The organism is [Rhizobium] kunmingense, assembly GCF_977018605.1.
The window spans coordinates 144,826-170,031 of the sequence record NZ_CDRNXG010000001.1 but is presented as its reverse complement, the minus strand read 5'-3'; the positions used below and the strand labels follow the sequence as shown (position 1 = coordinate 170,031).

At 62.9% G+C, this 25,206-nt stretch carries 27 protein-coding genes; 17 read left to right on the top strand and 10 right to left on the bottom strand.

The annotated features are described in order from the left end of the window. Positions 1 to 28 precede the first annotated feature (28 nt). Complete coding sequence (locus AC0JZ4_RS00940) at positions 29 to 1,033, top strand: NAD(P)H-quinone oxidoreductase (protein WP_471884598.1); 1,005 nt, start codon at positions 29 to 31, stop codon at positions 1,031 to 1,033. A gap of 554 nt (positions 1,034 to 1,587) precedes the next feature. Continuing rightward, a complete protein-coding gene (locus AC0JZ4_RS00935; RefSeq protein ID WP_471884597.1) occupies positions 1,588 to 1,734 on the top strand; it encodes a DUF1127 domain-containing protein in 147 nt (48 codons plus the stop codon). Positions 1,735 to 1,829: 95 nt separating this feature from the next. Here AC0JZ4_RS00935 and AC0JZ4_RS00930 read toward each other — a convergent pair whose 3' ends face one another. After that, positions 1,830 to 2,567 carry a DUF3750 domain-containing protein gene (locus AC0JZ4_RS00930; protein WP_471884596.1) on the bottom strand — a complete coding sequence of 246 codons (738 nt, stop codon included), beginning with the start codon at positions 2,565 to 2,567 and terminating at the stop codon, positions 1,830 to 1,832. Between the two features lie 90 nt (positions 2,568 to 2,657). Between AC0JZ4_RS00930 and AC0JZ4_RS00925 the strand changes: the two genes are divergently transcribed. Beyond that, positions 2,658 to 3,665 (top strand): asparaginase, encoded by a 1,008-nt coding sequence (locus AC0JZ4_RS00925; RefSeq protein ID WP_471884595.1) that lies wholly within the window; start codon positions 2,658 to 2,660, stop codon positions 3,663 to 3,665. A gap of 63 nt (positions 3,666 to 3,728) precedes the next feature. On the opposite strand, the gene AC0JZ4_RS00920 is transcribed toward AC0JZ4_RS00925, so the two are convergent. Further along, positions 3,729 to 4,376, bottom strand: a complete 648-nt coding sequence (locus AC0JZ4_RS00920) for a glutathione S-transferase family protein (protein ID WP_471884594.1) — start codon at positions 4,374 to 4,376, stop codon at positions 3,729 to 3,731. A gap of 131 nt (positions 4,377 to 4,507) precedes the next feature. Between AC0JZ4_RS00920 and AC0JZ4_RS00915 the strand changes: the two genes are divergently transcribed. After that, on the top strand, positions 4,508 to 4,795 hold the full coding sequence (locus AC0JZ4_RS00915) for a ribbon-helix-helix domain-containing protein (protein WP_471884593.1): 288 nt from the start codon (positions 4,508 to 4,510) through the stop codon (positions 4,793 to 4,795). After that, positions 4,792 to 5,109, top strand: a complete 318-nt coding sequence (locus AC0JZ4_RS00910; RefSeq protein WP_471884592.1) for a type II toxin-antitoxin system RelE/ParE family toxin — start codon at positions 4,792 to 4,794, stop codon at positions 5,107 to 5,109. The genes AC0JZ4_RS00915 and AC0JZ4_RS00910 overlap by 4 nt, the downstream gene beginning before the upstream one ends. Here AC0JZ4_RS00910 and AC0JZ4_RS00905 read toward each other — a convergent pair. Further along, entirely contained in the window at positions 5,106 to 6,494 is a 1,389-nt protein-coding gene (locus AC0JZ4_RS00905; RefSeq protein WP_471884591.1) for a TIGR03808 family TAT-translocated repetitive protein, read from the bottom strand. The two genes, AC0JZ4_RS00910 and AC0JZ4_RS00905, sit on opposite strands and share 4 nt — an antisense overlap. Positions 6,495 to 6,707: 213 nt before the next feature. Here AC0JZ4_RS00905 and AC0JZ4_RS00900 point away from each other — a divergent pair, with 213 nt between their 5' ends. Next, the gene (locus tag AC0JZ4_RS00900; RefSeq protein WP_471884590.1) at positions 6,708 to 8,213 is read left to right on the top strand and encodes a sensor domain-containing protein; all 1,506 of its coding nucleotides are present in this window, start codon (positions 6,708 to 6,710) and stop codon (positions 8,211 to 8,213) included. Positions 8,214 to 8,222: 9 nt separating this feature from the next. Here the strand turns inward: AC0JZ4_RS00900 and AC0JZ4_RS00895 are convergent, their stop codons facing one another. Continuing rightward, on the bottom strand, positions 8,223 to 8,747 hold the full coding sequence (locus AC0JZ4_RS00895) for a MarR family winged helix-turn-helix transcriptional regulator (RefSeq protein WP_471884589.1): 525 nt from the start codon (positions 8,745 to 8,747) through the stop codon (positions 8,223 to 8,225). A gap of 115 nt (positions 8,748 to 8,862) precedes the next feature. On the opposite strand from AC0JZ4_RS00895, the gene AC0JZ4_RS00890 reads away from it, so the two are divergent. The 4 genes from AC0JZ4_RS00890 to AC0JZ4_RS00875 all read left to right on the top strand — a co-directional run bounded on the left by AC0JZ4_RS00890 (position 8,863) and on the right by AC0JZ4_RS00875 (position 13,608). Next, positions 8,863 to 10,413 (top strand): MDR family MFS transporter, encoded by a 1,551-nt coding sequence (locus AC0JZ4_RS00890; RefSeq protein WP_471884588.1) that lies wholly within the window; start codon positions 8,863 to 8,865, stop codon positions 10,411 to 10,413. A gap of 49 nt (positions 10,414 to 10,462) precedes the next feature. Next, the gene (locus tag AC0JZ4_RS00885; protein ID WP_471884587.1) at positions 10,463 to 11,473 is read left to right on the top strand and encodes a ligase-associated DNA damage response exonuclease; all 1,011 of its coding nucleotides are present in this window, start codon (positions 10,463 to 10,465) and stop codon (positions 11,471 to 11,473) included. 211 nt (positions 11,474 to 11,684) lie between these two features. Next, positions 11,685 to 13,334: a cisplatin damage response ATP-dependent DNA ligase gene (locus AC0JZ4_RS00880; protein ID WP_471884586.1), complete on the top strand. Its 1,650-nt coding sequence runs from the start codon at positions 11,685 to 11,687 to the stop codon at positions 13,332 to 13,334. A gap of 49 nt (positions 13,335 to 13,383) precedes the next feature. After that, positions 13,384 to 13,608, top strand: a complete 225-nt coding sequence (locus tag AC0JZ4_RS00875; protein ID WP_471884585.1) for a hypothetical protein — start codon at positions 13,384 to 13,386, stop codon at positions 13,606 to 13,608. Between the two features lie 50 nt (positions 13,609 to 13,658). On the opposite strand, the gene AC0JZ4_RS00870 is transcribed toward AC0JZ4_RS00875, so the two are convergent. After that, a complete protein-coding gene (locus AC0JZ4_RS00870; protein ID WP_471884584.1) occupies positions 13,659 to 15,923 on the bottom strand; it encodes a methyl-accepting chemotaxis protein in 2,265 nt (754 codons plus the stop codon). A 322-nt stretch (positions 15,924 to 16,245) separates the two neighbouring features. Here AC0JZ4_RS00870 and AC0JZ4_RS00865 point away from each other — a divergent pair, with 322 nt between their 5' ends. From AC0JZ4_RS00865 to AC0JZ4_RS00845, 5 genes are all read left to right on the top strand, one after another. Then, a complete protein-coding gene (locus AC0JZ4_RS00865; RefSeq protein WP_471884583.1) occupies positions 16,246 to 17,085 on the top strand; it encodes a L,D-transpeptidase in 840 nt (279 codons plus the stop codon). A 168-nt stretch (positions 17,086 to 17,253) separates the two neighbouring features. Continuing rightward, on the top strand, positions 17,254 to 17,973 hold the full coding sequence (locus AC0JZ4_RS00860) for a L,D-transpeptidase (RefSeq protein ID WP_471884582.1): 720 nt from the start codon (positions 17,254 to 17,256) through the stop codon (positions 17,971 to 17,973). A 204-nt stretch (positions 17,974 to 18,177) separates the two neighbouring features. Beyond that, the gene (locus AC0JZ4_RS00855) at positions 18,178 to 18,411 is read left to right on the top strand and encodes a hypothetical protein (protein ID WP_471884581.1); all 234 of its coding nucleotides are present in this window, start codon (positions 18,178 to 18,180) and stop codon (positions 18,409 to 18,411) included. Positions 18,412 to 18,573: 162 nt separating this feature from the next. Beyond that, entirely contained in the window at positions 18,574 to 18,792 is a 219-nt protein-coding gene (locus AC0JZ4_RS00850; protein WP_471884580.1) for a DUF6719 family protein, read from the top strand. Positions 18,793 to 19,009: 217 nt separating this feature from the next. After that, positions 19,010 to 19,360, top strand: a complete 351-nt coding sequence (locus tag AC0JZ4_RS00845; RefSeq protein WP_471884579.1) for a hypothetical protein — start codon at positions 19,010 to 19,012, stop codon at positions 19,358 to 19,360. Positions 19,361 to 19,510: 150 nt separating this feature from the next. Here AC0JZ4_RS00845 and AC0JZ4_RS00840 read toward each other — a convergent pair whose 3' ends face one another. After that, positions 19,511 to 19,924 carry a MarR family winged helix-turn-helix transcriptional regulator gene (locus AC0JZ4_RS00840; protein ID WP_471887741.1) on the bottom strand — a complete coding sequence of 138 codons (414 nt, stop codon included), beginning with the start codon at positions 19,922 to 19,924 and terminating at the stop codon, positions 19,511 to 19,513. A 284-nt stretch (positions 19,925 to 20,208) separates the two neighbouring features. On the opposite strand from AC0JZ4_RS00840, the gene AC0JZ4_RS00835 reads away from it, so the two are divergent. Further along, on the top strand, positions 20,209 to 20,631 hold the full coding sequence (locus tag AC0JZ4_RS00835; RefSeq protein WP_148143992.1) for an organic hydroperoxide resistance protein: 423 nt from the start codon (positions 20,209 to 20,211) through the stop codon (positions 20,629 to 20,631). A 75-nt stretch (positions 20,632 to 20,706) separates the two neighbouring features. Here AC0JZ4_RS00835 and AC0JZ4_RS00830 read toward each other — a convergent pair whose 3' ends face one another. Together AC0JZ4_RS00830 and AC0JZ4_RS00825 are read right to left on the bottom strand one after the other, a co-directional pair. Then, the gene (locus AC0JZ4_RS00830) at positions 20,707 to 21,339 is read right to left on the bottom strand and encodes a LysE family translocator (RefSeq protein WP_471884578.1); all 633 of its coding nucleotides are present in this window, start codon (positions 21,337 to 21,339) and stop codon (positions 20,707 to 20,709) included. Between the two features lie 395 nt (positions 21,340 to 21,734). Continuing rightward, positions 21,735 to 22,622 carry a LysR family transcriptional regulator gene (locus AC0JZ4_RS00825; protein ID WP_471884577.1) on the bottom strand — a complete coding sequence of 296 codons (888 nt, stop codon included), beginning with the start codon at positions 22,620 to 22,622 and terminating at the stop codon, positions 21,735 to 21,737. A gap of 123 nt (positions 22,623 to 22,745) precedes the next feature. Between AC0JZ4_RS00825 and AC0JZ4_RS00820 the strand changes: the two genes are divergently transcribed. Then, positions 22,746 to 23,588, top strand: coding sequence for an oxidoreductase (locus AC0JZ4_RS00820; protein ID WP_471884576.1), 843 nt, complete (start codon positions 22,746 to 22,748; stop codon positions 23,586 to 23,588). 70 nt (positions 23,589 to 23,658) lie between these two features. Here the strand turns inward: AC0JZ4_RS00820 and AC0JZ4_RS00815 are convergent, their stop codons facing one another. Beyond that, the gene (locus AC0JZ4_RS00815; RefSeq protein WP_471884575.1) at positions 23,659 to 24,561 is read right to left on the bottom strand and encodes a bestrophin family protein; all 903 of its coding nucleotides are present in this window, start codon (positions 24,559 to 24,561) and stop codon (positions 23,659 to 23,661) included. Between the two features lie 193 nt (positions 24,562 to 24,754). Then, on the bottom strand, positions 24,755 to 25,201 hold the full coding sequence (locus tag AC0JZ4_RS00810; RefSeq protein WP_471884574.1) for a MarR family winged helix-turn-helix transcriptional regulator: 447 nt from the start codon (positions 25,199 to 25,201) through the stop codon (positions 24,755 to 24,757). Positions 25,202 to 25,206 lie beyond the last annotated feature (5 nt).

Genomic DNA, 25,206 nt, shown 5'->3' with positions numbered 1-25,206 from the left:
TCAGCAGCCATACTGACAGGAGTTTTCCATGCCGCTTCCCCAAGACATGCGTTTTGTCGATCTTCCATCCTTCGGCGCCCCCGAGGTGATGCAGCTTGCCCGCGGGCCGCTGCCTTCGCCCCGCGCCGGTGAAATCCTCGTCCGGGTCGAGGCATCCGGCATCAACCGCCCGGATGTGGCGCAGCGCCAGGGCAGCTACCCGCCGCCGAAGGATGCAAGCCCGGTCCTGGGTCTGGAAATCGCCGGCGAGGTCGCAGCGCTGGGCGAGGGCGTGACGGACTGGAGCATCGGCGACAAGGTTTGCGGCCTGGCAAACGGCGGCGGCTATGCAGAGTATTGCCTCCTGCCGCAAGGCCAGGCGCTGCCCTGGCCGAAGGGCTATGACGCAGTCAGGGCCGCGGCCCTGCCGGAAACTTTCTTCACCGTCTGGGCCAACCTCTTCCAGATGGCGGGGCTGACCGAAGGCGAGAGCGTCCTCATCCATGGCGGCTCGAGCGGCATCGGCACGACCGCGATCCAGCTCGCAAAGGCGTTTGGCGCAACCGTCTATGCCACGGCCGGCTCTAGGCAAAAATGCGAGGCCTGCGAAAATCTCGGCGCCACCCGTGCGATCAACTACCGGACGGAGGATTTCGCCGAGGTCATCAAGGCCGAGACGCAAGGGCAGGGCGTCGATGTCGTCCTCGACATGATCGGCGCCGCCTATCTCGAAAAGAACCTCTCGGTTCTCGCCAGGGACGGCTGCCTGTCGATCATCGCTTTCCTCGGCGGCAATATTGCCGAAAAGGTCAACCTGGCGCCGATCATGGTCAAGCGCCTGACCGTCACCGGCTCCACCATGCGCCCGCGCACGGCCGACGAAAAACGCGCCATCCGCGATGAGCTGGTGACGCAGGTCTGGCCGCTTCTGGAAGCCGAAAAACTTAGCCCGGTGATCCATTCGGTGATGGAGTTCGACAAGGTTGTCGACGCCCACAAGCTGATGGAAACCAGCAGCCATGTCGGCAAGATCGTGCTGAAATTGAGTGAGTGAAGGTGCCGAGGAGGAATCGATCCTCTCTTCAGGCTCGCGAATGGTAAGCGCGATGCCTTCATCTTGCAATGCACATATATTCGCGGAACGTTACATAACTTGCCTTGCAAGCGTTGCGGATCGCTCCTACCTTTTAGTCATCGTCAACGTAGTGAAAGGAAGGTGATCCAATGTCTAATGAGATTTCGGTCTGCGTAACGGGCAATGGAAAGGTGGTTCTGCTGAGGCAGCCCTTAGCCTGAACCTCATCTTCCTGTCGGGCGGCAGAGTACCGCTCGGTTCGTTAAGACGGACCAGATTTCATGGGAGGGTCGCTTCGGCGGCCCTTTTCCTTTTTGGGAGCCATGAGCGCTCTCGGCATCCCGCCATAGTCCTCCCGCAGATCTGCCCACGCTTTGATCAAGGTCACGGAAATCCATGCTGATTGCGCATGGGTGTGCTGACAAGCGAGCGCTACTTGTGGTCGGCGTTCGGGCTTATAAGGAGGTCATCGAAACAAGAGGGCGACGGAAGGCCGGCAGTCGTTTCGAAAGCCCCGGGAAAGGGGGACCATCATGACCATCACACGCACCTTCACCAACTGGCGCAACTACCGTCGCACGGTCACCGAACTGGAGCGCATGACGCGGCGCGAGCTGGAAGATCTGGGCATCGACCGCCACGACATCCGCCGCTTCGCCCGTACCGCCAACGGTTTCTGATCACCGGCGTCCCTGAAGCATCGGGATGCTGGATCCGGTTTTGAACGCCCGCCACGACGCGGGCGTTTTGCTGTCTGCCGTTCCTGAAAGGTCGCTCAGATGCCGATCCGCCCCACCGCCGGGATCTTGATGCCGGGATTGGCGAGATCCAGCCCGGCAACGAGGCCGAGGAAATGCACCTCGAAACCGCTGCGCAGGCCGAGCGAGAAGCCGGCAAGGCCCCGGATCGTCACATGCACGTCGCGCCAGTCCTCGTCCAGATGCACGAATTCGCCGTCCGGCAGATAGTCGCGGCCCACCGCATGCGGCGGCAAGACGGCACCCAGTTCCGGCACGCTGCGCAGCACATGGGCTACGAATGTATTGGAATTCGGCCCCGGCCAGATCGTGTAGCCGCCGACCTCGCCGTAAGGATAGTCCTCGATCGCCTGCTCCACCCGCGGGATCAGCCGCTCCGCCTCAGGGCCTGTGACGGTGGCGACGAGCTGCGGCATGTTCGAGTACCAGTAGGCATCCGGCGCCCGGTGGTTGCGGCGGATCGGCGAACCCCAGCCCACCTTGTCGTAGCGCATGTAGGATGACGCGCCTTTTTCCTTGGTGACGATCCATGCGTGGCTGGCGACCGCGCCCTTCAGACCGCCGGTCATGGCGGAGAAGATGTAGATCGCCGCCTCGTCGCTGTCTTGCGCGCGCGGCAGAAGGCCGGCGGATGACCAGCGGGCCGAACTCCAGCCGGAAGGATGGTCCTTCATCACCCAGAGACCGGCCGACGCGAAGGTCGGCAGAAGATAGACGATGAAGATGATGATCAGCAGGCGTTTTACCGATTTCATGCGTTTTCCCGTGCAAGTCGCAGGCGAACAGGATAAAGAGCCTGCCACCGTTTCGTCGTGCCATTCAAGCCAGCAAAGCCAGGACTGACCATGCAAAATCCCGTTACCGTCGAAGTAACCCGCGGCAATCTCGTCGAAAGCCGCCACAGGGGATTGGGTATTGTGGTCGATGGTGCCGGCAGGACCGTGTTTTCGTTCGGCGATGCCGATGCAGCCGTCTTCCCGCGTTCCTCCTGCAAGGCGATGCAGGCTCTGCCTCTGATCGAAAGCGGCGCGGCCGACGCCTACGGTTTCGGCAATGCGGAACTCGCCTTCGCCTGCGCCTCCCATTCCGGCGAGGATCGCCATGCCGAAATGGCGGCATCCATGCTCGCCAAGGCCGGCAAGGACGTATCGGCGATGGAATGCGGCGCCCACTGGTCGTCGGAGCAGCCGGTCCTCATCCATCAGGCCCGCACCATCGAAAAGCCGTCGGCGCTGCATAACAACTGCTCCGGCAAGCATGCCGGCTTCATCTGCACCTGCGCCCATTCCGGCGCGCCGGTTTCCGGCTATGTCGAGTATGGCCATCCGTTGCAGCAGGAAATCCGCGACGTGATGGAGAACCTCACCGGTGCGGCACTCGCTGCCGACAATTGCGGCACGGACGGCTGCTCGATCCCGACCTATGCCGTTCCACTCAAGGGCCTTGCCCACGGCTTTGCCAAAATGCTGACCGGCGAGGGGCTTTCCCCGTTGCGTGCAAAGGCCTCGCGCCGCCTGATCGATGCCTGCATGGCCGAGCCCTTCTATGTCGCCGGCACCGGCCGCGCCTGCACGAAACTGATGGAACTGGCGCCTGGCAAGATTTTCGCCAAGACCGGCGCCGAAGGCGTCTTCGTCGCCGCCTTGCCGGAACAGGGCCTTGCCATGGCGGTCAAATGCGAGGACGGCACGACGCGTGCCGCCGAAGCGATGATCTTCGCACTGATCGCCCGCTATTTCGAAAAGGGCGGCGAGACCGAGACGAAGCTTATGGCGATGGCCAACCGCCAGATGAAAAACTGGAACGGCCGCCATGTCGGCGATGTCCGCGTCACCGACGCGCTGTTTGCCTAAGGGTCGCAATGATCGGGCCTCGTGTTCCGAGGCCCGAATATCCTTCTTGTCCAAGCCCGTGCCTTACGCCGGCTCGGCATTCCTTTTCGCCCACATCGCCTGATAGGCCGAACGGCTGATGCAGGTCTCGTACCACGCCTTCAGCGAAGGCCTTGCATCGAACAGCGGGTGATGGCCGCGCGCATAGCGCAGGATTTCCGCGACATTGATGTCTGCCGCGGTAAAACGGTCGCCGACCATGTAATGGGTCGTGGCGAGATGCTTTTCCAGAACGTCGAACGGGCGCGCGAGCGTCTCGGCCGCCGCCTCGACCTCGGCCTGGCCTTCCGCCGTATCGGTCTTTGTCGACTGTATCTTCAGCGCCAGCGTCTCGATGCTGGTTGCCGCAAACAGAGACCACTGCACCATCTGCGCCTCTTCCTCGATATCCTTCGGCCCCAGATCGCCGCCATGTTTGCGCGCAAGATAGAGCGAGATGGCGAGCGATTCGTGCAGCACGAACCCGTCATCGTCCATCGACGGGATCGAACCCATCGGATTGACCGAGAGAAATTCGCCTGAGCGGGTATTCACCGGGCAACCGGGCGCGGAAGGCTCCGGCAGGCGATAGGCCTGGATGATCGGGACAAGCTCGAAAGGCAGGCCGATTTCCTCGATCAGCCACAACGGGCGCGTGGCGCGGGAACGGTAAACTCCGTAGATCTTCAGCATGATAAGCTCCGTCATGATTTCGCCGCGAAGCTAAAGCGGTTCCATGACGAACGGAAGATCATTGTGCGTTGGACGCCCATCAAAGTTTTCGATAGAATTTGACGGTGTCGAACGGTTCCTTGGAGATGGCCATGCGCAACACCCAGTCGCTCAGCATCACCCTTCCGACCGAGATGGCCGAGATGGTCCGCGCCAAGGTCGACTCCGGCGAATACGCCTCCGAAAGCGAAGTCATCGAGGATGGCCTGATGTCGCTGATGGAGGAGGACGCGGCCATCGAAAAATGGCTGGTCGAAGAGGTTGTGCCGACGCTCGAAGAAATGGAAGCCCATCCAGAGCGGCTTTTGACGATCGAGGAAGTCGATCGAAGGCTCGATGCCAGAATGGCAGCCCTGCTGGCCGAGCAAAAAAGGGCATGAACTACAAGGTCGTTTTCTCGCCTAGAGCAAGTAATGACCTCGAAGACCTGTTTATCTATCTCGCCGCCGAAATGGGCGGCCCGGCGGCGCGAAAATATGTGAGGCGGATTCGCGCCTATTGCGCAGGCTTCTCCACATTTCCAGCCCGCGGTGTCAGGCGGGAGGATCTCTGGCCCAACCTTCGGCTTGTGGGTTACAAACGCAAGGCCACCATCGCTTTCGTGATCCGCGGGGACGCTGTGAGAATTGCCCGCATCTACCACAAGGGGCAAAACATCGATCCCGGCGATTACGCGCTCGAACCCGATTACTAACCCACCCGGTTGTTCTCGATCGTCAGATGCGGATAGGCGTCTGCCCCGTCCTTCGCCAGGTCGCCCGTCGCCGCCTCACGCCAGCGATAGCCGATCACCCCGCCGCGCTCCACGCCCTGAAAAATGTTGTTGGCGATGATCGCCGATCCCGCGTCCTCCACCACCGTCACGGCGCAGCCGACGGCCGCATTGCGCACCACATTGCCGGTGGCCGAGACATTGCGCAGGTAGGGCCCGAAGCCGAGGCCAAGCCCGCAGAACGGGGCGTTCTCGATCACGTTGCCGCTTGCCGCCGTATCCGCCTCGATGCTGATGCCGACGCCGAAGATCGGGTCTTCCACCGTATAGGGGCCGGTCAGCCGCAGGTTGCGCACCACATTGCCGGTGACGGAAGCAAGCCGGCCGCCCTCGTTGAAATTGACCACCGATATCCCGTTCGCCGCCCCGTCGACCAGATTGCCGGAAATCATCGCGCCCTCGAAGGAGAATTCCGCATAGATCGCCGTCTCGCCCGAACCTGAGCAATGGTTGTCGGCGATCATCACGTTCGAGGCGCTGTTGGCGCGGATCGCCGAGAAGGCGGAATCAGTGATGTGGTTGCCGGAAACGATCACGTCATTGGCGCGGTAGAGATTGATCGCATTGCCATATTGCCCGGTGCCGCCGCTTTTCGCTCCGGTGCGTGAAATCCGGTTGCCGGTGACAAGCGTTCCGTCATGCCCCGCCTCGTAGCGATGGATCAGGATGCCGCCATCGCCGCAATCGGAAACGCTGTTGTCCTTGACCGCAAGACCGCTGCTGTCGACCGCATAAAGCCCGTAATCGCTATTGCGGGAGATTTGGCAGCGCTCGACCCGCCCGCCGGTTCCCTGCAGGTAGAGGCCGGTGCCGGCCGCGTTGGTCACGCCGCACATGTCGAGCGACAGCTCGCCCACGCCGCGGAATTGCGCGAGCGCCGGAAAATCGCCGGCAAGCGTCAGATTGCCGCCATCCAGCGTGATGCCGGACAGCGCGATCCTTGCCGCCCCCTCGACGCTGATCATCGCGCCGCCGCCGGAATAGACGAGCCGCGTCGCGCCGGCGATGCCGACGAGCCGTGTTCGCTCAGGCAGAACCAGGTTGGACACGGGGTAGTCACCCGGCGCCAGAAACACAGGCATGTCGCGCGCTGCGGCTTCGGCAAGCAGCGCTTCCAGCCGTCCCTGTGTTGCCTGTGCCTGTGCCGCATCGCTGACGCCCGGCAGCACGCCGTGGGTTGCGGCATCGATCGAACCGCGCAGATCGGCACCGGACAAGGCGATCGCCTCGGCGCGCGCCGAACCGGCCATTGCCGCCGCAGCGGTGGCCGCCGAAAGGCCCGTCATCAGCTTTCGTCTCGAAATCATACAGCTTTCCCGTTGCCTCAACAGATCGTTTGCCATTGCCGGATCTGTGATCGGCCGCCTGCCGAATTCTCTGATGCTTCGAGTAAAAACTTTGCCATCATCAGACCATGATTTGCGTTCGCAGGAATATTTTAAGCAAGAGTGTAACGAACTCTTTCAAAGATACTCGCCTGTTGGCTATACAATCTATAGGGGTTCTGGGGGAGGCTGGCCGTGATTGGTCACTCATCGTTCGGCATGACGGTTTCGACGCCGGCCGAGTCATTCGAGGACATGTGTGAAAGACTGCGCCGCGTCGCGATCGACGGCGGCAATGCGCTCGATATTGCCGAAGCGCTGCGGGAGCTGACGGCGCTCAGGCTGCTCGACCAGCTGCCCGAATTCATCTCGGTGAAGGATCGTCGCGGCCGTTTCGTCTTCACCAACCAGGCGGTGTGCCGCGCGGCCGGGATCGATGATTTCTCGGACCTTTCCGGCAAGACCGATTTCGACATTTTCGAAAAGGAAGCCGCCGACCGCCTGTTTGCCATGGAGCAGCAGGTGATGGAAACCGGCATCGCCATCGAGCGGCGGGAGGAACATCTCGTTCGCAAGGATGGCCGTGCCTTCTGGCTGTCGATTTCCAAATCGGCCCTGCGCAATGACGCCGGACAGACTGTCGGCATCGTCAGCGTCTCGCGCGAGATCACCGAGCGCAAGCGGCTGGAAGAGCTGCGCCACGGCTATGCGCGGCTGCTTGAAATGATCGCCCGTGGCAAGCCTCTCTATACCGTGCTCGATGCGCTGGTCACCTCTGCCGAAGCGCAGCTGGAGGATGTCAAGGGTTCGCTGATGCTGCTTGCCGACGATGGCCTGCGGTTGATGGAAGGCGCGGCCCCCAGCATGCCCAAGGCCTATATGGCGCTGATCGATGGTGCGGAAATCGGCGCGTCGCAGGGCTCCTGCGGCACGGCTGCGTTCCGCCGCGAGGCGGTCATCGTGAGCGATGTCGAGACCGACCCTTTGTGGGCGGAGCATCGCCATCTGGGCGCACTGTTCGGCTTTCGCTCCTGCTGGTCGACACCTGTTATCGGGTCGGATCGGCGCATGCTCGGCACCTTTGCGCTCTATTCGCCGACGGTGCGGGAACCGAATGCGCTGGAGTTGGAGCTGATGACGATGGCGACCGATCTCGCCGGCATCGCCATCGAACGGGCCGAGACCGAGAGCCGCATTCGCCACATGGCGCATCACGACCCGCTGACCGGCCTGCCCAACCGTACGTTGTTCTGGGCCGAGCTTGGCCCCAAGCTGCACGAGGCGCGGCGCGAAAACCGCCGGCTGACCGTCGCCTATCTCGATCTGGATAACTTCAAGTCGATCAACGACACGCTCGGCCATGCCGCCGGCGATCTGATGCTCCGCACGCTGGCCGAGCGCATTTCCTGCGCGGTGCGTCCCGGCGACCTGACGGTGCGGCTTGGCGGCGATGAATTCGCCGTCGTCTTCGCCGATGCCGACGAGGATGAAAGCGGTGCGCTTGGCCGGCTCGAGGAACTGCGCAACCTCATCGCCGCGCCGGTCATGCTGGAAGGCGCAAGCGTTGTCGCCACCTGCAGCATGGGCGTCGCCTTCTTCCCGGAGGATGGCGAAGTGGTCGATGATCTTCTCGCCAGCGCCGACCACGCCATGTATCATTCCAAGGAATGCGGCCGCGACCGGCTGACGGTCTCGGGCTGACCGGCTCGTTCAGGGCGCGATTGCCAGCGACGCTTCGCTCGGCGCAGACTTTTCCGTCGCATAGACATCTTCGAAACGGCTGACGAACCGGTCGAATAGCATGGCGAAGCTGGCGAGGTCCTCCTCGCTCCAGCCGTCCAGCATAGACGAGAGCAGCCGCCGCTTCATCGCATGGATCTCCGCCATCAGGTGGTCGCCCAGTTCGGTGCGCACGACGACCGAACGACGTCCGTCCGCCTGTGAAGCGTCCCGTCGCAGAATGCCCTGTGTCACCAGTTCGGCTACCAGGCGACTGCCGCGCGAAGGGTCCAGCCGCATCGCATCCGCAATTGCGCCGACCGTCACTTCGCCCCCGATCCGCCGCATCGCATCCAGCACGTCGAGATGCGAGATGTCGAGGCTCGGCGCGACGCTGTCGATTGCCGTGCGGCTGATCACCCGCCGCCCGACGAGCAGGCGCAGCCGCGCCATCACTTCGGCGATATGGACGATATCGGCGGCGGAAGAGGAAAGGGTGGCTGTCTGCTTCGTCATGCCGCCAGAATACCAGAGCCGTATCGCCTCGCAACGATTATCTGCGCCAGGCATGAAGGTGCGATTGACATTTATATGCTAAAGGCACATAAATTGCCGGAATGCAGGATCCGTCATGACCCCCAGCCATCTTTCCACGCCTCTGGTTGCCGATCCCCGGCAGCGTCTGATCGTTTTCTGCCTGCTTATGGCGGCGCTGTTCATGGCGACGCTCGACAACCAGATCGTCTCCACGGCGCTGCCCACCATCGTCGGCGAGTTCGGCCAGATGGAACGTTTCGGCTGGGTCAGTTCCGCGTTCCTGCTCTCCACCAGCGCCGTCATGCCGATCTATGGCAAGCTCGGCGATCTGTTCGGCCGCAAATACGTCATGCTGGCCGCCATCGTCATCTTCACGCTCGGCTCGCTCGCCTGCGGCTTTGCCTGGTCGATGGACAGCCTGATCGCCGCCCGCGTGTTTCAGGGCATCGGCGGCGGCGGCATCATGGTGTCGATCTTCTCCATCAACGCCGACCTCTTCGAGCCGCGCGAAAGGGCGAAATACCAGAGCTATTCCAGCCTGATGATCATGGCGTCGGGCAGCATCGGCCCGCTTCTCGGCGGCACGATGAGCGATCTGTTCGGCTGGCGCTCGATCTTCCTCATCAACCTGCCGCTTGGCGTCATCGTCATTGCCGGCCTGATGATGACGCTGCCCTATCGCCGCCCGACAAGGCGGCCGAAGATCGATTATCTCGGTGCCGTCCTGCTGGCCGCCACCATCACCTGCCTCGTCGCCTTCGCCGACAGCCGCCAGATCTTCGGCTCGCTTCTGGCGCCCGCATCGCTTGCGCTGGCCGGAGCCGGCATTGTCTGCGCCGCCCTGTGGGTCTTCGTCGAAAGCCGGGTGGAGGAACCGATCGTTCCGCTGAAGCTTTTCCGCAATTCCACCTTCTCGCTCTACCTCATCGTCTCGCTCGCCTCCGGCGCGGTCGGCATCGGACTGGTCAACTATTATTCGCTCTACCTGCAGACCACGACCGGTCTCTCGCCTTCCATGGCCGGGCTGTTCTTCATCGCGCTGACCGGCGGCATCGTCGCCGGCTCCATCTCGGCCGGCCGGCTGATTTCGATCACCGGCCGTTACAAGCCCTTCACCATCATCGGCCTGTCGCTTTCGACGGTTATGCTGTTCTGCTTCTCGCAGATCGGCCATGACGTGTCGCTGGCGACCGTGGCGTTGATCATGTTCCTGCAGGGCCTGTCGGTCGGCATCGGCCAGCAGGCGCCGATCATCGGCGTGCAGAATTCCGCCCCGCGCGGCGATATCGGTGCCGCCACCGGTGCCGTCACCCTGATGCGCATGGGGGGCGCCTCGATCGCCATCTCGCTTTTCGGCGCCATCGTCGGCACGCAGGTGAGGGCGGCGAACGTCGCGATCCCCGGTCTCGCCGACATCGAGACGCTGACGCCGAAAATCCTCGCCGGCCTGCCGGAAGCCTCGCGCCAGGCGGTGGCCGCCATCTATCACGATGCCTTCTCGCCGCTGTTCATGACGGCAGCCGCCATCACCGTCATCGGCCTTGTTGCCGGCCTGTGCCTCAAGCCGATCCGTCTTCCGGTCGCACAGCCCCTGTCTGGCGGCGACAAGCCGGCCGTGAAGGATGAGAAGCCCGCAGCGGCATAACGCACGCGTCCCTCTCGAAAACCGGACACGCCCGCCTATCTTGGTGGGGATGAAACCCGAGGCCTTGCTTCATCCGACCCCCGCCGGGCTGTTCTGCCCCATCGGCAATTTTTACGTCGATCCGGTCCGCCCCGTCGGCCGGGCGCTGATCACCCACGGCCATTCCGACCATGCCCGCTCCGGCCACGGCAGCGTGCTCGCCACCCGCCAGACGCTCGACATCATGGCGATCCGCTACGGCGAGGATTTCACCGGATCGCAACAGGCGGCGGGATGGGGCGAGGACATCCTCATCGACGGTGTCAGGGTCATGTTCAGGCCGGCCGGCCATGTGCTCGGCTCGGCCCAGATCCTGATCGAGAAGGACGGCACGCGCATCGTCGTCTCCGGCGATTACAAGCGTGGCGTGGACCCGACCTGCGCCCCTTTCGAACCGATCGCCTGCGACGTCTTCATCACCGAGGCGACCTTCGGCCTGCCGGTCTTCCACCACCCGGACCCGAAGGCCGAAATGCGCAAACTCTTCCGCTCGCTGGAACAATTTCCCGAACGCAGCCATCTCGTCGGCGCCTACGCGCTCGGCAAGGCGCAGCGCGTCATCCGCCTGATCCGCGACGGCGGCTATGACGCGCCGATCTATATCCACGGCGCGCTCGCAAGGCTCTGCGACTATTACCGCGGGCAGGGGATCGAGCTTGGCGACCTGAGACCCGCCACAATCGAAAAGAGCAGGCCTGCCGAATTCGCCGGCGCCGTCGTCGTCGGCCCGCCCTCGGCCTTCCAGGATCGCTGGGCCCGCCGCTTCAACGAGCCGCTGATCGCCTTTGCCTCCGGCTGGATGATGGTCCGCCAGCGCGCCAGGCAGGGCGGTGTCGAACTGCCGCTCGTCGTCTCCGACCACTGCGACTGGCCTGAACTGCTGGCGACGATCACCGAGATCGCCCCGCAGGAAGTCTGGGTCACCCATGGGCGCGAGGAGGCGCTGGTCCGGTGGTGCGAGCTGCAGGGCATCCCCGCCCGCCCGTTGCATCTGGTCGGCTACGAGGACGAGGGGGATTGATGATGGTCGCATTGGCAAGAAAAGCCCCCTCCCAACCCTTCCCACAAGGGGGAGGGCTTAACCCAGCCGTACCGCTGAGGCTCAAGGAGGGCAAGCGGTCGCCGCTGGTCCTCTCCGCCCTTGTGGGGGGCTCGAAGAGCGGGTGGAGACCGGTGGCTCCACCCCGGTCGGCCGGCAGGTCGGAGGGGGAATTCATGGCGGAGCAAAAGCGATGAAGCCCTTCGCCACGCTCCTCGACCGGCTTGTCCTCACTCCGTCGCGCAACGGCAAGCTCACCCTGCTTGTCGATTACTTCCGCAACACCCCCGACCCCGATCGCGGCTATGGCCTTGCGGCACTCGCCGGCACGCTGGATCTGAAAAGCGTCAAGCCGGCCATGCTGCGCGAACTGGTCATGGAGCGGATGGACGAGGTGCTGTTCCGCTATTCCTACGACTATGTCGGCGACCTTGCCGAGACCATCGCGCTCGTCTGGGAAGGTGGCGCAAAGGAACACGTCACCGAGGAGCCGCGCCTCTCGGATGTCGTCAGGCGCATGAATGCGCTCGGCCGCACCGAAGTGCGCGGCGCGGTGCGCGATCTGCTCGACCATCTCGATCCGTCCGGCCGTTTCGCCTTCCTCAAGCTCGCCACCGGCTCGCTCCGCATCGGAGTCTCCGCCCGCCTCGCCAAACAGGCGCTGGCGGATATGAGCCAGAAGGACATCATCGAGATCGAAACTCTCTGGCATGGTCTGACGCCACCCTATGAGGCGTTGTTCGCCTGGCTGGAGGGCAGGGCGGACAAACCCGTGCTTGCCACGCCGGCGATCTTCCACTCCGTCATGCTCGCCAATCCGGTGGAAGACGGCGACCTCCAGAAGCTCGATCCTCAGGATTACGCCGCCGAGTGGAAATGGGACGGCATCCGCGTCCAGATGTCGAGCCATGGCGGCACCAGAAAGCTCTATTCCCGTTCCGGCGACGATATCACCGGCGCCTTTCCGGATGTCGTCGAGGCGATCAATTTCGACGGCGTCATCGATGGCGAGCTTCTCGTCGGCGGCACGAAACGGACAAACGCCCCGACCCGCACCTTCTCCGACCTGCAGCAGCGGCTGAACCGCAAGACGGTGACGGCCAGGATGATGGACGATTATCCCGCCTTCGTCCGCGCCTATGACATTCTGTTCGAGGGCGAGGCCGATATCCGCGCGAAAACCTATCTCGCCCGCCGCGACCGTCTGGCAAGCGTCATCGAGAACGCCCCGCACGACCGCTTCGACCTCTCCGATCTCGTGCCCTTCACCGACTGGGCCGAACTCGACCGCCTGCGCATCGATCCGCCCGACCCGGTCATCGAAGGGGTGATGATCAAGAGGAAGGACAGCCCCTATCAGGCCGGCCGCCTGAAAGGCCCGTGGTTCAAGTGGAAGCGTGATCCGTTCAACATCGATGCGGTGATGCTCTATGCCCAGCGCGGTCACGGCAAGCGGTCGAGCTACTATTCCGACTTCACCTTCGGCGTCTGGACCAGGGGTGAGGATGGCAAGGATCAGCTCGTGCCGGTCGGCAAGGCCTATTTCGGTTTCACCGATGCCGAACTCGAAGTGCTCGACAAGTTCGTCCGCGACAACACGATCGACCGCTTCGGGCCGGTCAGGGCGGTGAAGGCGACGCCCGATTTCGGCTTCGTGCTGGAGGTTGCATTCGAGGGCATCAACCGCTCCACCCGCCACAAGTCCGGCGTCGCCATGCGCTTTCCCCGCATTGCGCGGCTCAGAACTGACAAGCTGCCGCGCGATGCCGACCGGCTGGAAACCTTGGTGGCGATGATCGAGGCGCGGGAAGATGCGGTCGGTGCGGCTGATGGCGGGGCGTGAACGATCGGCAGCAATGCCTCCGGTCAAGGAGGCAGCGAAGGGGTAAATGATGACGACATCGGCATGGATCTGGAAAGTGCTTCTGGCGTCCGCCGGCTGTGTTGCAGCAGCCTATGTGTTCGAGGAGGTGATCGGCGGCGGCGCGATCGGCTGGACAGTCTGCGGCGCCATTCTCGGCGCGACGGTTGGCCCGCTGATGCTTTCCGTACTCGCCTGGCGCAAGGCGAAAGATGCTGCCCGCGCGGCCGAAAAGCAAAAAGGCGGCAGCGCCTGAGCACTGCCACCTTCCGTTGGCCTTCTACCGGAAGCGTCCTGATCGACCGATCAGAACTCTTCCCACTGCTGCTCGGCCGCAGCGCTTTTCCGCCCGCCGCCAAACGCCTGGGCGATCTTGCCGACCATGCCGCGCGCCGGCGAAGCGACCGGCGCGGAACGATGCGAGGCAGATCCCACCGAAGTCGACATGACGGAAGCCGTCTGGCGAAGCGCAGCACTCTGCATCGCCGCACCGCCGCCAAGCTGGAACTGTGAGATCAGGTCGCGCAGGCGGGCCGCCTCGGTCGCAAGCGTGGCGCCGGCGGCGTTGGCCTCTTCCACCATCGCGGCGTTCTGCTGCGTCACCTGGTCCATCTGGTTGACGGCGGTGTTGACTTCCGCCAGGCCCACCGACTGTTCGCGCGCAGAGGTGGCGATCGAATCCATGTGCTGGTTGATGGTGACGATATAGCCTTCGATCGTCTTCAGCGCCGCACCCGTATCGCTGACCATCTTGACGCCCGTCTCCACCTCGATGGAGGACTTGCCGATCAGGTCCTTGATCTCGCGGGCCGCCTGGGCCGAGCGCTGGGCAAGCTCGCGCACTTCCTGTGCGACGACGGCAAAGCCCTTGCCGGCCTCGCCGGCACGCGCCGCTTCGACGCCGGCATTCAGCGCCAGAAGATTGGTCTGGAAGGCGATGTCGTCGATGACGCCGATGATGTTGGAGATCTGGCCTGAGGATTCCTCGATCCGTTCCATCGCATCGACCGCCTTGGCGACGACCGCGCCGGACTGGCGGGCGCTGTCATTGGCCTGGATCGCCACCGTGCGGGCCTCGTCGGCGCGCTTGGAGGAATTGGCGACATTGGTGGTGATCTCGTCGAGGGCGGCTGCCGTCTCTTCCAGCGAGGCGGCCTGCTGCTCCGTGCGCTTGGAAAGGTCGTCGGCGCTCTGGCTGATCTCGCGTGAGCCTGAATCGATCGACGACGTTGCCTGGGCGACCGAGCCGAGCGTGCCGCGCAGCTGATCGACGGCAGCGTTGAAATCCGCCCTCAGGCTTTCGAATTCGTCGGCGAAAGGCTGATCGAGCTTGAAGGTCAGGTCGCCGGAGGACATGTGCTTGAGGCCGGTGGCAAGCCCGCCGGTTGCCTGCGCCATCGCTTCGGCGCGCTGGCGGTCGCGCTCGGCATTTGCGCGGCGCTGCTCCTCGGTCATGGTGCGCTGCTGTTCCGCCTCGCGCTCCAGCGCCTGCGTCTTCAGGGCATTGTCCTTGAAGACCTGCACGGCCTTGGCCATCGAGCCGATCTCGTCCGGGCGGTTGTCGCCTTCGATTTCGGGGCTGAGGTCGCCGCCGGCAAGCCGGCCCATCGTGCCCGTCAGTCGGCCGATTGCGTTGCCGAGCGACCGGGCAAAGGCGAGGAAGCCGGCAAGGCAGAGCGCCGCGACGATCAGCGTGCCGATGATCGTGTTGGTCAGCGCGGCGCTGTTGGCGGCCATGATGCGCGTCGCATCCGCGCCGATCTCGAACACGCCGATCTTCTCGCCGGCAAAGTTGCTCAGCGGCACGACCTTGACCACCACGTCGCGGCCATTGATGTCGATCTGCTCGAACACCGGCTCGCCGTCGAAGCCGGCGCGCAGGCTCTCCTCGCTCACCATCGACCGGTCGTTCTGGGTCGAATTCTGCGTCGTCAGGCGACCATTGACCATCACGTCGACGGCGATCTCGCTGCCGAGCTTTTCGGAAAGCGGATCGAAATAGGCGCCGGTCAGGCGGGTGCCGACGTCGACTGCGCCGATGACCCGGCCGTTAACGACGACCGGTGCGGTGGCATAGATGCCGATCTCGCCGGTGCTGCCCTGTTCGAGGCCGGCGGTGATGGTGCCGGTGCGCATCGCCTGCTCGATCGTCTTGCGCCGGGCCAGAATGTTGTCGCCGAAATTGCCGGGATTATGCATGCGCGCCAGCGTGTTGCCGTCGGCGCCGATGAAGGTGAACAGCGACAGATCGCCCTCGCTCCTGACGAATTCGGCGCCCTTGGAAAACTTGTCGAGGGCGCGCTGGCGATCTCCGGTGGCAAGGATCTCTGCCGTCTCGGCATCCGCAGCCGCCTGGGCTGCAATCGCCGAGGCCGAGCGCTGGATGGCGGCCATGTCGTTCTGGATCAGGCTGAGATCGCCTTCCGCCTTGGTGAACAGGGCGTCATTGCCCATTTTGGACTGGGAATACCAGGCAAGACCGCCGACGGCGACGCTTGCAAACAGAACGGCCGCGAAACCGCTGCCGGTGATGGTGATCCAGAGTGGTCTCTTGATAGTCGTGTCGCTCATATGCCCTGTCCTGAACGTCAATGCCTCCCGAGCGCCTTATGGTGTCCAAGTTACTAATTTTAGATAAAGTAAATTAGAATCCTCTCCATTTTCGTAAGTATTTTTACGATTGTTTCTTGAGTATATACAAATGGTTGTATGAATGTGAATGCATATAGCGCCGGTAAGTCTGCGGCGATTAAGTATTGTCGGATTCTATTCAGGGTGGCGGATGTCGTTGTTTGCGTGCAGGTAACGGAAAAGGGTTGGGTGCGGCGCTCAAGCCTCGCGCCAGCGCCGACTGGCAGAGTGCGGCCGATATCACCCGCCGAAGCGAGTCTCCATGTCCGAAACAACCACATCGCTCCGTCGCGCCGCTTTCCCGGTGCTTGTCCTTGCCGGCGCGGTGGCGCTTTCCGGCTGCCAGCCGATCCTTTTGACCGATACGAGCCGCATGAACCCGGATGTCTTCGTGCAGCAGACGGCGCCGGTCTTTGCCGTGCCGGAATATCGTGATCCGCCGACCAACCAGCCGCCGCCGATGCCGGGCGCGATCCCGCACAGACGTCAGCTCTACCCGTCTGATTTCCATCAGAGATATGATCACGGCACCTATGGCCTGCCGGTCTCCAATCCGGTGCATCGCGCCATGTATGGCGTGATCCGCGACGAAGGCCACACGCTGCCGGCCATTCCCTATTCGCGCGTCGACAATCGTTTCCTGCGCTCGGAAGTGGCCTACCAGACGGCTGAGGCGCCGGGCACGATCATCGTCGATACCCGTGCCAATTTCCTGTATCTCGTCCAGCCGGAAGGCAAGGCGGTGCGTTATGGCGTCGGTCTCGGCAAGGCGGGTTTTGCCTGGTCGGGCAGGGGCGTCATCCAGCGCAAGGCGAAATGGCCGCGCTGGACCCCGCCGCAGGACATGGTCGATCGCCAGCCGGAGCTGCGCCAGTTCGCCGCCGCTGAAGGTGGCGCCAATCCGGGCCTCAACAACCCGCTGGGCGCCCGCGCCCTCTATATCTTCCAGGATGGCAAGGATACGCTCTACCGTGTCCACGGCACGCCGGACTGGCAGTCCGTTGGCCGCGCCACGTCGTCGGGCTGCGTGCGCATGTTCAACCAGGATGTCATCGACCTGTTCGACCGCGTGCCGAGCGGCACGCCGATCGTCGTCATCTGACGGCGATCCTCGTCCTCTATCGGCGGCGCTGCCGCAGGCAACCGTTGCGCATTTGTCGCAGCGCGGCCTGATCCGGGGCCGCCGCGACCCGACGGAACCTTTCATCGCCGAAATCGTTCGATTAAGCTTTTCGCCGACATCACGTTCCTCTGGGTGGTTCTTCCTGACATGACATTCGACACTTCCTTCTCCCGCCGGGGCTTCATGACGCTTCTCGGCGCGGGCGCGGCCTCGACGCTTGCCGGCTGCGCTTCGACCACGCCCGGTTCCGGCGGCACCGTGGTTTCCTATCGCTCCGGCATGGGTGGCCTGCCGGCCGCAATCCCCACCGGTTCGGCGGAAGCCGCCGCCATGTACGGCTCGGTCGTCGATGGCGGCTTCGTCATCCCGGCCATTCCCTACCAGCAGATCAACCCGCGCTATTATCGCCAGCGCGTCGTCGATCCGACCGGCGAGCGCCCCGGCACGATCGTCGTCGATACCCCGTCGCGCTTCCTCTATCTGGTCGAGCAGGACGGTTCGGCGATGCGCTATGGCGTCGGCATCGGTCGCGAGGGTTTCTCGTGGTCGGGCGAGGGCGTCATCCAGTGGCGGCAGAAATGGCCGAAATGGACCCCCCCGAACGAGATGATCGCCCGCCAGCCGGAGCTGACCAAATACTCCGCCGACAATGGCGGCATGCCGCCAGGCCTCAACAACCCGCTCGGCGCCCGCGCCCTCTACATCTTCCAGAACGGCCAGGACACGCTCTACCGCCTGCACGGCTCGCCGGAATGGAATTCGATCGGCAAGGCCGTCTCTTCGGGCTGCGTTCGACTGATGAACCAGGACATCATCGACCTTTACGAACGTGTGCCGAACAAGGCGCGCGTCGTGGTGTGGCAGTAAAACGCTGAAGCGAGGGCGCGGCGGCTGGAGGCTTTGCCGCGCTTCTCCGCTTTGCGTCTGTGAGCCGGACGATTTTCACATGCCAGGCGTCGAGCCGATCCGGATGCGAGGCCAGTCGCCTGCTTGGCCGGTGTGATCGGCTGCGTCTATGAATGTAGCCGTAACATGTGGTAATTGCCGGCCAGCAATAACAGGAGCGTAACGATGGCCGAACTGAGCGTAGAAGAAGCAACCAACAACATCTATCAATCGCTCCACGCGGACAATGTAGATATCGACGCCCATATTGCCGCTCTCAAGGCAGCGCTTGCCAAGGCCGCCAGGAAGGAGGCGGTTTTCGATCCCGCACGGATCTCCCAGAACAATCGTGCCGGCCGCAAGACGATGCAGGCCTATTTCCGCCAGCGCGGCGTAACGGTGAAATTTTCAGGCCCCTGAAACCGGCTGTAAGGCCCGCGTTATTCCGACATTTGGCGGCCTTCGTCAGGATCGCGCCGATCGCATATCCGCGATAATTTCAAGCCTCCCCTGTATGGGGGAAGCTTTTTTGTGATTGAATGTCATCTTTGTGCTGCCCAATGTCGGGCAGGGGGATGCAACATGAAAATCAGACTATTGACGATTGCAGTGATTGCCGGTCTGGCCGGTTGCCAGTCGACGATGAAGAGCGAACCCGGACCGGGCAAGCTCGCATCGGGCGCGAAAGTTCTCGTTGATGACGGCACCTGCCCGCCAGGGCAGATCAAGCAGGTCACCGGCGGCAACAGCGCCTTCAACGTACCCCGCAAACGGGAATGCATCACGGCGCCCGCCCCGTAAAACCTTAAGGGTAGAGGTTGCGATATGGGGCGGAATGACATCGTCAGCGCCCCATATCGCCGATCCTTCGGACAAGCGGTACTGAGCCGGCTTTGTCTCTCGTTCATTCAGGACAAAAAGTGTCTGGCGGCTTTGCGCCAACACCGGACATTGCTGATCCAATCCGTGTCCGCATAGTATTGCTACGTCACACATGGCAATAAGGTGAAGAGAGAACATGACTGACTTCAAAATCATCGATGTTCCGGCAATGCTAGGCGTAGAGGTCATGTCCCTCGACAGGACCGGCAACGAGATTTCCGATGATGGAAAGTGGCATCGTCATGCCGCCGATACGCAATACGTTCTTGCCGAGTTTCTTGTCGGAAAGAATTTGGTGGAAGGTGTCACCTCCATTGACCGCCAACCTAACCTCATCATCATGTGGTCCCAGTTAACTCCGACGGGACAAGCTTTCATCAAAGCAGCGAATGATAAATGGCTGCGGTCCGTCGATAGGATAGACACGACGGAAGCCACAATGGTCCAGAAACTGGAACGCCGTTGGCGCTCATTCTCGACGGAATGACGTGTACCCGTCGTGCAAGGTCGCTGCTTGACAACCGTTTTCAGCGACACTCCAATGACCGGTTTGGGCCGATAGCAGCATCCGTAGAGTATCATTTCGCCCTCAGCCTAAACCCGCTCTCTGAATAGACAGGCCGCGCGAGCGCCCGCCTTAGTCCTCCCCCGCCGTCTCCAGCCGTTCCTTCAGACCCACCAGCGCCTCGCGCAGCGCCATGACCTCGTCGAGGCTGCAGCCGGTGGCCTTGCCGATTTCGGCCATGACGCCGGCGGATTTTTCTCTCAGCGCCAGCCCCTGGCCGGTTACGCTGATCTTCACCTGCCGCTCGTCCTCGAGGTCGCGCGTGCGGGTCACGAGCCCGGCGAGTTCCAGCCGCTTGAGCAGCGGCGAAAGCGTGCCGGAATCGAGGCCCAGCCGCTCGCCGAGCGTCTTCACCTTCTGCCCGTCTTCAGCCCACAGCGCCATCATCACGAGATATTGCGGATAGGTAAGGCCGAGCGGTTCGAGCAGCGGCTTGTAGGCGCGGGTAAAGGCATGCGCGGCCCCGTAGATGGCGAAACACAGCATCGCATCCAGCCCGGCCGGCGCGGTCGCCGGTGTGCCGGCGGCATTCTCCGCGGGTGCGTTCGCCGGGCCGCCTGCCGCCCTGAGACTGCCGGCTCCGACGCCGTCACTCGCGCCGTTATGCGCCACGGTTCCCTGCTTTTTCCCGGTCCTTGCCCCTGTCATTGCCCGATACCGCCCTATGTCTTCGATAAAATCATTGTCGCAGTCTTGACGGCGAAATGCAATGTGCATAAGTCTATTGCACGCAATTGAATTGCGAGCGATTAAGCAAAGGGAGTATGAACATGCCTATCCTTTACACCACCAAGGGTTCCGCCACCGGCGGCCGCGCCGGTCATGGCGCTTCCGAAAACGGCGTTCTCGATGTGACGCTGACGGTCCCGAAGGAACTCGGCGGCGATGGCGCCACCGGCACCAACCCCGAACAGCTGTTCGCCGTCGGTTATTCCGCCTGCTTCCTCGGCGCGCTGAAGGCCGTCGCCGGCAAGGAAAAGGTCAAGATCCCGGAAGACGCCAAGGTGACCGCCACCGTCGGCATCGGCCCGCGTGAGGATGGCACCGGCTTCGGCATCGAAGTCTCGCTGTCGGTCTCGATCCCCGGCATGGACAAGGCCCAGGCGGAAGATCTGGTCGCCAAGGCCCATATCGTCTGCCCCTACAGCCACGCCATGCGCACGGCGACCGAGGTTCCGGTCACCGTCGCCTGATAGCGGCGGGACTGACAAAAAGGGCGCAAACCGATGGGTTTGCGCCCTTTTGCATGTGAACCTCAGGTAAGAAGCTCAGCTTCTCTGGAGCGCCAGATGGGTGCCCAGCCCGATCAGCATGGCGCCGCCGGCCCGCTGCACCAGCCTCTGCGCCCGGCCGGAGCGTTTCAGCCGCTCGACCACGGCGCCCGCCATCAGCACGCAGACGATATCGGCGGAGGTGAAGGTGAGATTGACGATCGTTCCCAGAATGACGAATTGCAGCCAGACCGGAAAGGACGCCGACAGATCGACGAATTGCGGCAGGAAGGCCATGAAGAAAATCGCCGTCTTGGGATTGAGCACCTCGACGGTGATGCTTTCGAAAAACGCCCGCCGTGCCGATTTTTGCGAGAAGGCGGGCAGGGTGCCGTCGCCGCTGCTGCGGGCGCGAAACAGCGAGATCCCGAGAAAGATCAGATAGCCCGCGCCGATCAGCTTGACGGCCAGGTAAAGCGTCGGAACGGCATGGAAGAGAACGGAAAGCCCGGCGGCCGCGGCAACCACATGCACATAGCAGCCGAGATGAATGCCGAGCGTCGCCATCAATCCGCCGCGCCGCCCGCGCGCGAGGGTCTGCGCCGCCGCATAGAGCATGGCAGGGCCGGGGATATAGGCAAACACCGCCGTCGTGAGAAAAAACGCAATCAGAACTTCGGTGGCGGGCATGTCTGATCCTTGAACGGCGGGCGATGAACTGACTGCCGGCCAAGCTAACCGTTTTCACCGGTGCACGCTATCGTGGAATAAGGCCCGGATGAAAGCCGGGGCATGACGAGCAGGCGGGCAGACCTCGCTGTCGCCTCGCACAACGGGGCGGGCGGTGCAGAAGACACAAAAAAAGGCCGGGGCCATTCGGCTCCGACCTCTCCTGTCGCCGCTTTTCCACCAGTGCCAGTACATCCGTGGTCAAAGGTTCAAAAAGGGCTGCGGCATCTAGCGAGGGCGGCTTCTTTTCAACGCCCGTCAGCAATGCCGATGAGGGATGTGTAACCTTGAATTGTGTTGAAAACAAGTTTCGGTCGAACCTGCGGCAATTTTCCCGCTTCGGGCGCATCGAAAGATCATCCGGCCCTGACGAAGTCGACGAAGGCCCTGAGCGCCGCCGGCATCTGCCGGCGGCTCGGGTAGTAGAGATAGAGACCCGGATAATAGGGGCACCAGTCTTCCAGCACCCGCATGAGCCGCCCCTCGGCGACAAGCTCCTTCACCTGATCCTCGAAGGCGAAGGCGATGCCGGCGCCGGAAAGGGCGGCGTCGACCATCATGTCCTGATCGTCCAGCACCAGCGGGCCGGATACCTCGACCGCCACCTCCACCCCGCCACGCTCGAACTCCCAGTCGTAAAGCCGGCCGGAGCCGAAGCGGAAGCCGATACAGGGCAGTGATTTCAGCTGTTCAGGCATGGTCGGCCTTGCGTGGCGCTCGAAGAACGCAGGCACCGCCACGATCGCCGTCCGCTGCCGCGGACCGATCGGTACGGCGATCATGTCCTGCGCGATCACCTCGCCGAAGCGGATGCCGGCATCGAAACCTCGCGAAACCATGTCGACCAGATCGTTCTCGACGACGATCTCGATCGAGATGCCCGGATTGCGCTCGAGAAACCGCGCCGCAATCGGCAGAAGCACCATGCGCGCGCCGGCCCGCGACGAGTTGATCTTCAGCCGCCCGGTCGGCGTGCCGCGAAACGTATTGAGATCGTCGAGCGCATCCTCGATATCGCGAAAGGCAGGCGCTATGCGGGCAAGCAGCGTTTCGCCCGCCTCCGTCAGCGCCACGCTGCGGGTCGTGCGGTTGAACAGGCGCACATCCAGCCGTTCCTCCAGCGCCTTGATCGCATGGCTGAGCGCAGACGGCGTGCAGCCCAGCTCGTCGGCGGCGCGACGAAAGCTCCGGTGTCTGGCAAGCGCCAGAAAGGGCGACAGGTCTGTGGGGGCAATGGTTCGCATTGCTGAATTATATTCATCAACTCAACAAGAATCGAGTCGATTATCTCAGGAGCAATCCGGGCGTAAAACTCTCCTCAGCCGCCGATCACCGGCAGGCACAACCGATCAAGAGGAGAATGCACAATGCGTACATGGTTCATCACCGGAGCATCCCGCGGTTTTGGTGCGCTCATCACCGAAAAGGCACTGGCAAAGGGCGACAATGTCGTCGCCACCGCCCGCAATTCGAAGACGATCACCGAGCGTTTCGGCGACCACGAAAACCTGCTGGCGGTCCCCCTCGACGTCACCAGCGAGGCACAGGCGCATGAGGCCGCCAAGGCCGCCGTTGCCCGCTTCGGCCGCATCGACGTTCTGGTCAACAATGCCGGTTTCGGCCTGCTCGGCGCAGTCGAGGAAGCCACCGCAGACGAGATCGAAACGCTTTACCGCACCAACGTCTTCGGCCTTCTTTCCGTCACCCGCGCCGTCCTGCCGCATATGCGCCGCCAGCGGTCGGGTCATATCCTCAACTTCTCGTCGATCGGCGGATACCAGAGCGGTGCCGGCTTCGGCGTCTATTGCTCGACGAAATTCGCCGTCGAGGGCCTGACCGAAGCGCTGGCGGAGGAACTTGCGCCGCTCGGCATCTTCGCCACCGCCATCGAACCCGGCTATTTCCGCACCGATTTCCTTGAAGGCCAGTCGTTGACGATCAGCGGCCAGGAAATCGCCGATTACGCCGAAACCGCCGGCGCGGTGCGCGAAAAGGCCAAGCTGATCAGCCTCAACCAGCCCGGCAACCCGGTCAAACTGGCGGAAGTTGTCGTCGATTTCGTCGGCATCGAAAACCCGCCGGTGCGCCTGCCGATCGGCAGCGATACGGTCGCCGGCATCGAGGCGAAGATCGCGTCGGACACGGCCCTTATCGAGCGCTTCCGGGCGATCTCCGTCTCGACCGATTTCGACAAGCCGGCCGCGGCCTGATCAAGGCCATCCCTGCAACAAAACGCCCGGCACATGCCGGGCGTTTTGCTTTGGGGATTTGCTTCGCTGTTCACCACAGGACATTGCCGACAGGCTGCAGCGGCTTGGCGGGCGTCGCCTTGCCCAGCAGCTGTTCCAGGTCGATCTGGATCGTCCGGCAGATGGACGACAGCGGCACGTCATGGGCGCGGTTGGCGAACGGGTCCTGCAGATCGGCGCCGATGCGGTCCATCGCCAGAAGCATGAAGCCGACGACGGTGGAGGCGAGCGGCGTGAAGATCGTCAGCGTATCGACAAGCCCGATCGGCAGAAGAATGCAGAAGGCATGCACGAACAATGTCGGGTAATAGGCATATTCGCGCGGCAGCGGCGTGTTCTTGATCCGCTCCATGCCGCCCTGCGCATTGCTCATGTCGACCAATAGCGTCTCGATCTGGATACGGCGGAACGAGCAGATCCAGCCCTTGGCCTCGGCTTCGGACAGCAGCTCCGCCGTCCGGTTGAGGATGGCGTTCGGCACGTTGTTGAAGCCGGCGCGCAGCTTGGCCACTTCCGCATCGGGCAGAAAATCCTCGATTTCGTCGCAGGATGGCTGGCTGCGCAGGTGGCAGCGCAGCGCATGCACATAGGCGATCTGCCGCTGCACCAGCGCGTGGCGCAGCGCTTGCGCCTCGGGCTTGTTGTCGATCAGGTGAAACACTTCCCGCCCATAGGAGCGCGAGGCATTCACCATGGCGCCCCACAGCGTGCGCGCCTCCCACCAGCGGTTATAGGCATTGCTGTTGCGGAAGCCGAGAAACAGCGCCAGCGCCGAGCCGAGCAGGCTCATCGGCAGCACCGGCAGGTTCAGCCACGGATGCGGCAGATAGACATAGGCCAGGGTGACGGCGAAATCCCAGATCAGGAGAAGAGCGAGCGGCCATCCGATATAGCCGAGCATGCGATGTAGACGGGCGGACTGGGGCAAGACCATGAAAGCTTCCTCGTTCACTCGTTCAATTAAGCAAGTTCAAAAGTAATCCGCATTGCAGCAATTTCGAGGCCCGGTCCGCATATTTTTGCTGCGATGCAACATGATTGGGTGTTGGAAAAACAAAGCGTTACCAACAATGCTGCATTGCACAGCAAGCAAATCGATTGAATGGCGGCTTGCCGCGTTTCGGATGTCAGCGGATGGTTTTCAGGATTTTTCGTAAACTATCCGGATTGTCCTCGCCGAGTTCGGCATCGATCTCGGCATGCACCCGCGTCCAGATCGGCAGCGCGGCAGACAGCACCGCCTTGCCCGCTTCCGTCAGTGTCAGAAGCCGTCCGCGCCGGTCCTTGGGGTCGGTATCCGTCTTCACCAGCCCGCGCCGTTCCAGAACCTTGAGCGCCGCCGTCAGCGTCGTGCGGTCCATGGCAAGCAGGTCGCAGACGGATTTCATCGTCGCCGGCTGCGGCCGGTTGAGCGACATCATCAGCGAAAACTGGCCGTTGTTCAGCCCGATCGGCTTCATCGCCACGTCGAACCGGCGGGCGAGCGCACGGGCCGCACGCTGCACATGCAGGCACAGGCAGGTGTCGCGCACCATCAGCGTGGCGGAAAACGGAAGCGAATCGACATTTGACATCATCG

Coding starts and splice junctions, on each gene's coding strand:
- AC0JZ4_RS00940 (WP_471884598.1), top strand. CDS start 29: ATGCCGCTTCCCCAAGACATGCGTTTTGTCGATCTTCCATCCTTCGGC.
- AC0JZ4_RS00935 (WP_471884597.1), top strand. CDS start 1,588: ATGACCATCACACGCACCTTCACCAACTGGCGCAACTACCGTCGCACG.
- AC0JZ4_RS00930 (WP_471884596.1), bottom strand. CDS start 2,567: ATGAAATCGGTAAAACGCCTGCTGATCATCATCTTCATCGTCTATCTT.
- AC0JZ4_RS00925 (WP_471884595.1), top strand. CDS start 2,658: ATGCAAAATCCCGTTACCGTCGAAGTAACCCGCGGCAATCTCGTCGAA.
- AC0JZ4_RS00920 (WP_471884594.1), bottom strand. CDS start 4,376: ATGCTGAAGATCTACGGAGTTTACCGTTCCCGCGCCACGCGCCCGTTG.
- AC0JZ4_RS00915 (WP_471884593.1), top strand. CDS start 4,508: ATGCGCAACACCCAGTCGCTCAGCATCACCCTTCCGACCGAGATGGCC.
- AC0JZ4_RS00910 (WP_471884592.1), top strand. CDS start 4,792: ATGAACTACAAGGTCGTTTTCTCGCCTAGAGCAAGTAATGACCTCGAA.
- AC0JZ4_RS00905 (WP_471884591.1), bottom strand. CDS start 6,494: ATGATTTCGAGACGAAAGCTGATGACGGGCCTTTCGGCGGCCACCGCT.
- AC0JZ4_RS00895 (WP_471884589.1), bottom strand. CDS start 8,747: ATGACGAAGCAGACAGCCACCCTTTCCTCTTCCGCCGCCGATATCGTC.
- AC0JZ4_RS00890 (WP_471884588.1), top strand. CDS start 8,863: ATGACCCCCAGCCATCTTTCCACGCCTCTGGTTGCCGATCCCCGGCAG.
- AC0JZ4_RS00885 (WP_471884587.1), top strand. CDS start 10,463: ATGAAACCCGAGGCCTTGCTTCATCCGACCCCCGCCGGGCTGTTCTGC.
- AC0JZ4_RS00880 (WP_471884586.1), top strand. CDS start 11,685: ATGAAGCCCTTCGCCACGCTCCTCGACCGGCTTGTCCTCACTCCGTCG.
- AC0JZ4_RS00875 (WP_471884585.1), top strand. CDS start 13,384: ATGACGACATCGGCATGGATCTGGAAAGTGCTTCTGGCGTCCGCCGGC.
- AC0JZ4_RS00870 (WP_471884584.1), bottom strand. CDS start 15,923: ATGAGCGACACGACTATCAAGAGACCACTCTGGATCACCATCACCGGC.
- AC0JZ4_RS00865 (WP_471884583.1), top strand. CDS start 16,246: ATGTCCGAAACAACCACATCGCTCCGTCGCGCCGCTTTCCCGGTGCTT.
- AC0JZ4_RS00860 (WP_471884582.1), top strand. CDS start 17,254: ATGACATTCGACACTTCCTTCTCCCGCCGGGGCTTCATGACGCTTCTC.
- AC0JZ4_RS00855 (WP_471884581.1), top strand. CDS start 18,178: ATGGCCGAACTGAGCGTAGAAGAAGCAACCAACAACATCTATCAATCG.
- AC0JZ4_RS00850 (WP_471884580.1), top strand. CDS start 18,574: ATGAAAATCAGACTATTGACGATTGCAGTGATTGCCGGTCTGGCCGGT.
- AC0JZ4_RS00845 (WP_471884579.1), top strand. CDS start 19,010: ATGACTGACTTCAAAATCATCGATGTTCCGGCAATGCTAGGCGTAGAG.
- AC0JZ4_RS00840 (WP_471887741.1), bottom strand. CDS start 19,924: ATGCTGTGTTTCGCCATCTACGGGGCCGCGCATGCCTTTACCCGCGCC.
- AC0JZ4_RS00835 (WP_148143992.1), top strand. CDS start 20,209: ATGCCTATCCTTTACACCACCAAGGGTTCCGCCACCGGCGGCCGCGCC.
- AC0JZ4_RS00830 (WP_471884578.1), bottom strand. CDS start 21,339: ATGCCCGCCACCGAAGTTCTGATTGCGTTTTTTCTCACGACGGCGGTG.
- AC0JZ4_RS00825 (WP_471884577.1), bottom strand. CDS start 22,622: ATGCGAACCATTGCCCCCACAGACCTGTCGCCCTTTCTGGCGCTTGCC.
- AC0JZ4_RS00820 (WP_471884576.1), top strand. CDS start 22,746: ATGCGTACATGGTTCATCACCGGAGCATCCCGCGGTTTTGGTGCGCTC.
- AC0JZ4_RS00815 (WP_471884575.1), bottom strand. CDS start 24,561: ATGGTCTTGCCCCAGTCCGCCCGTCTACATCGCATGCTCGGCTATATC.
- AC0JZ4_RS00810 (WP_471884574.1), bottom strand. CDS start 25,201: ATGTCAAATGTCGATTCGCTTCCGTTTTCCGCCACGCTGATGGTGCGC.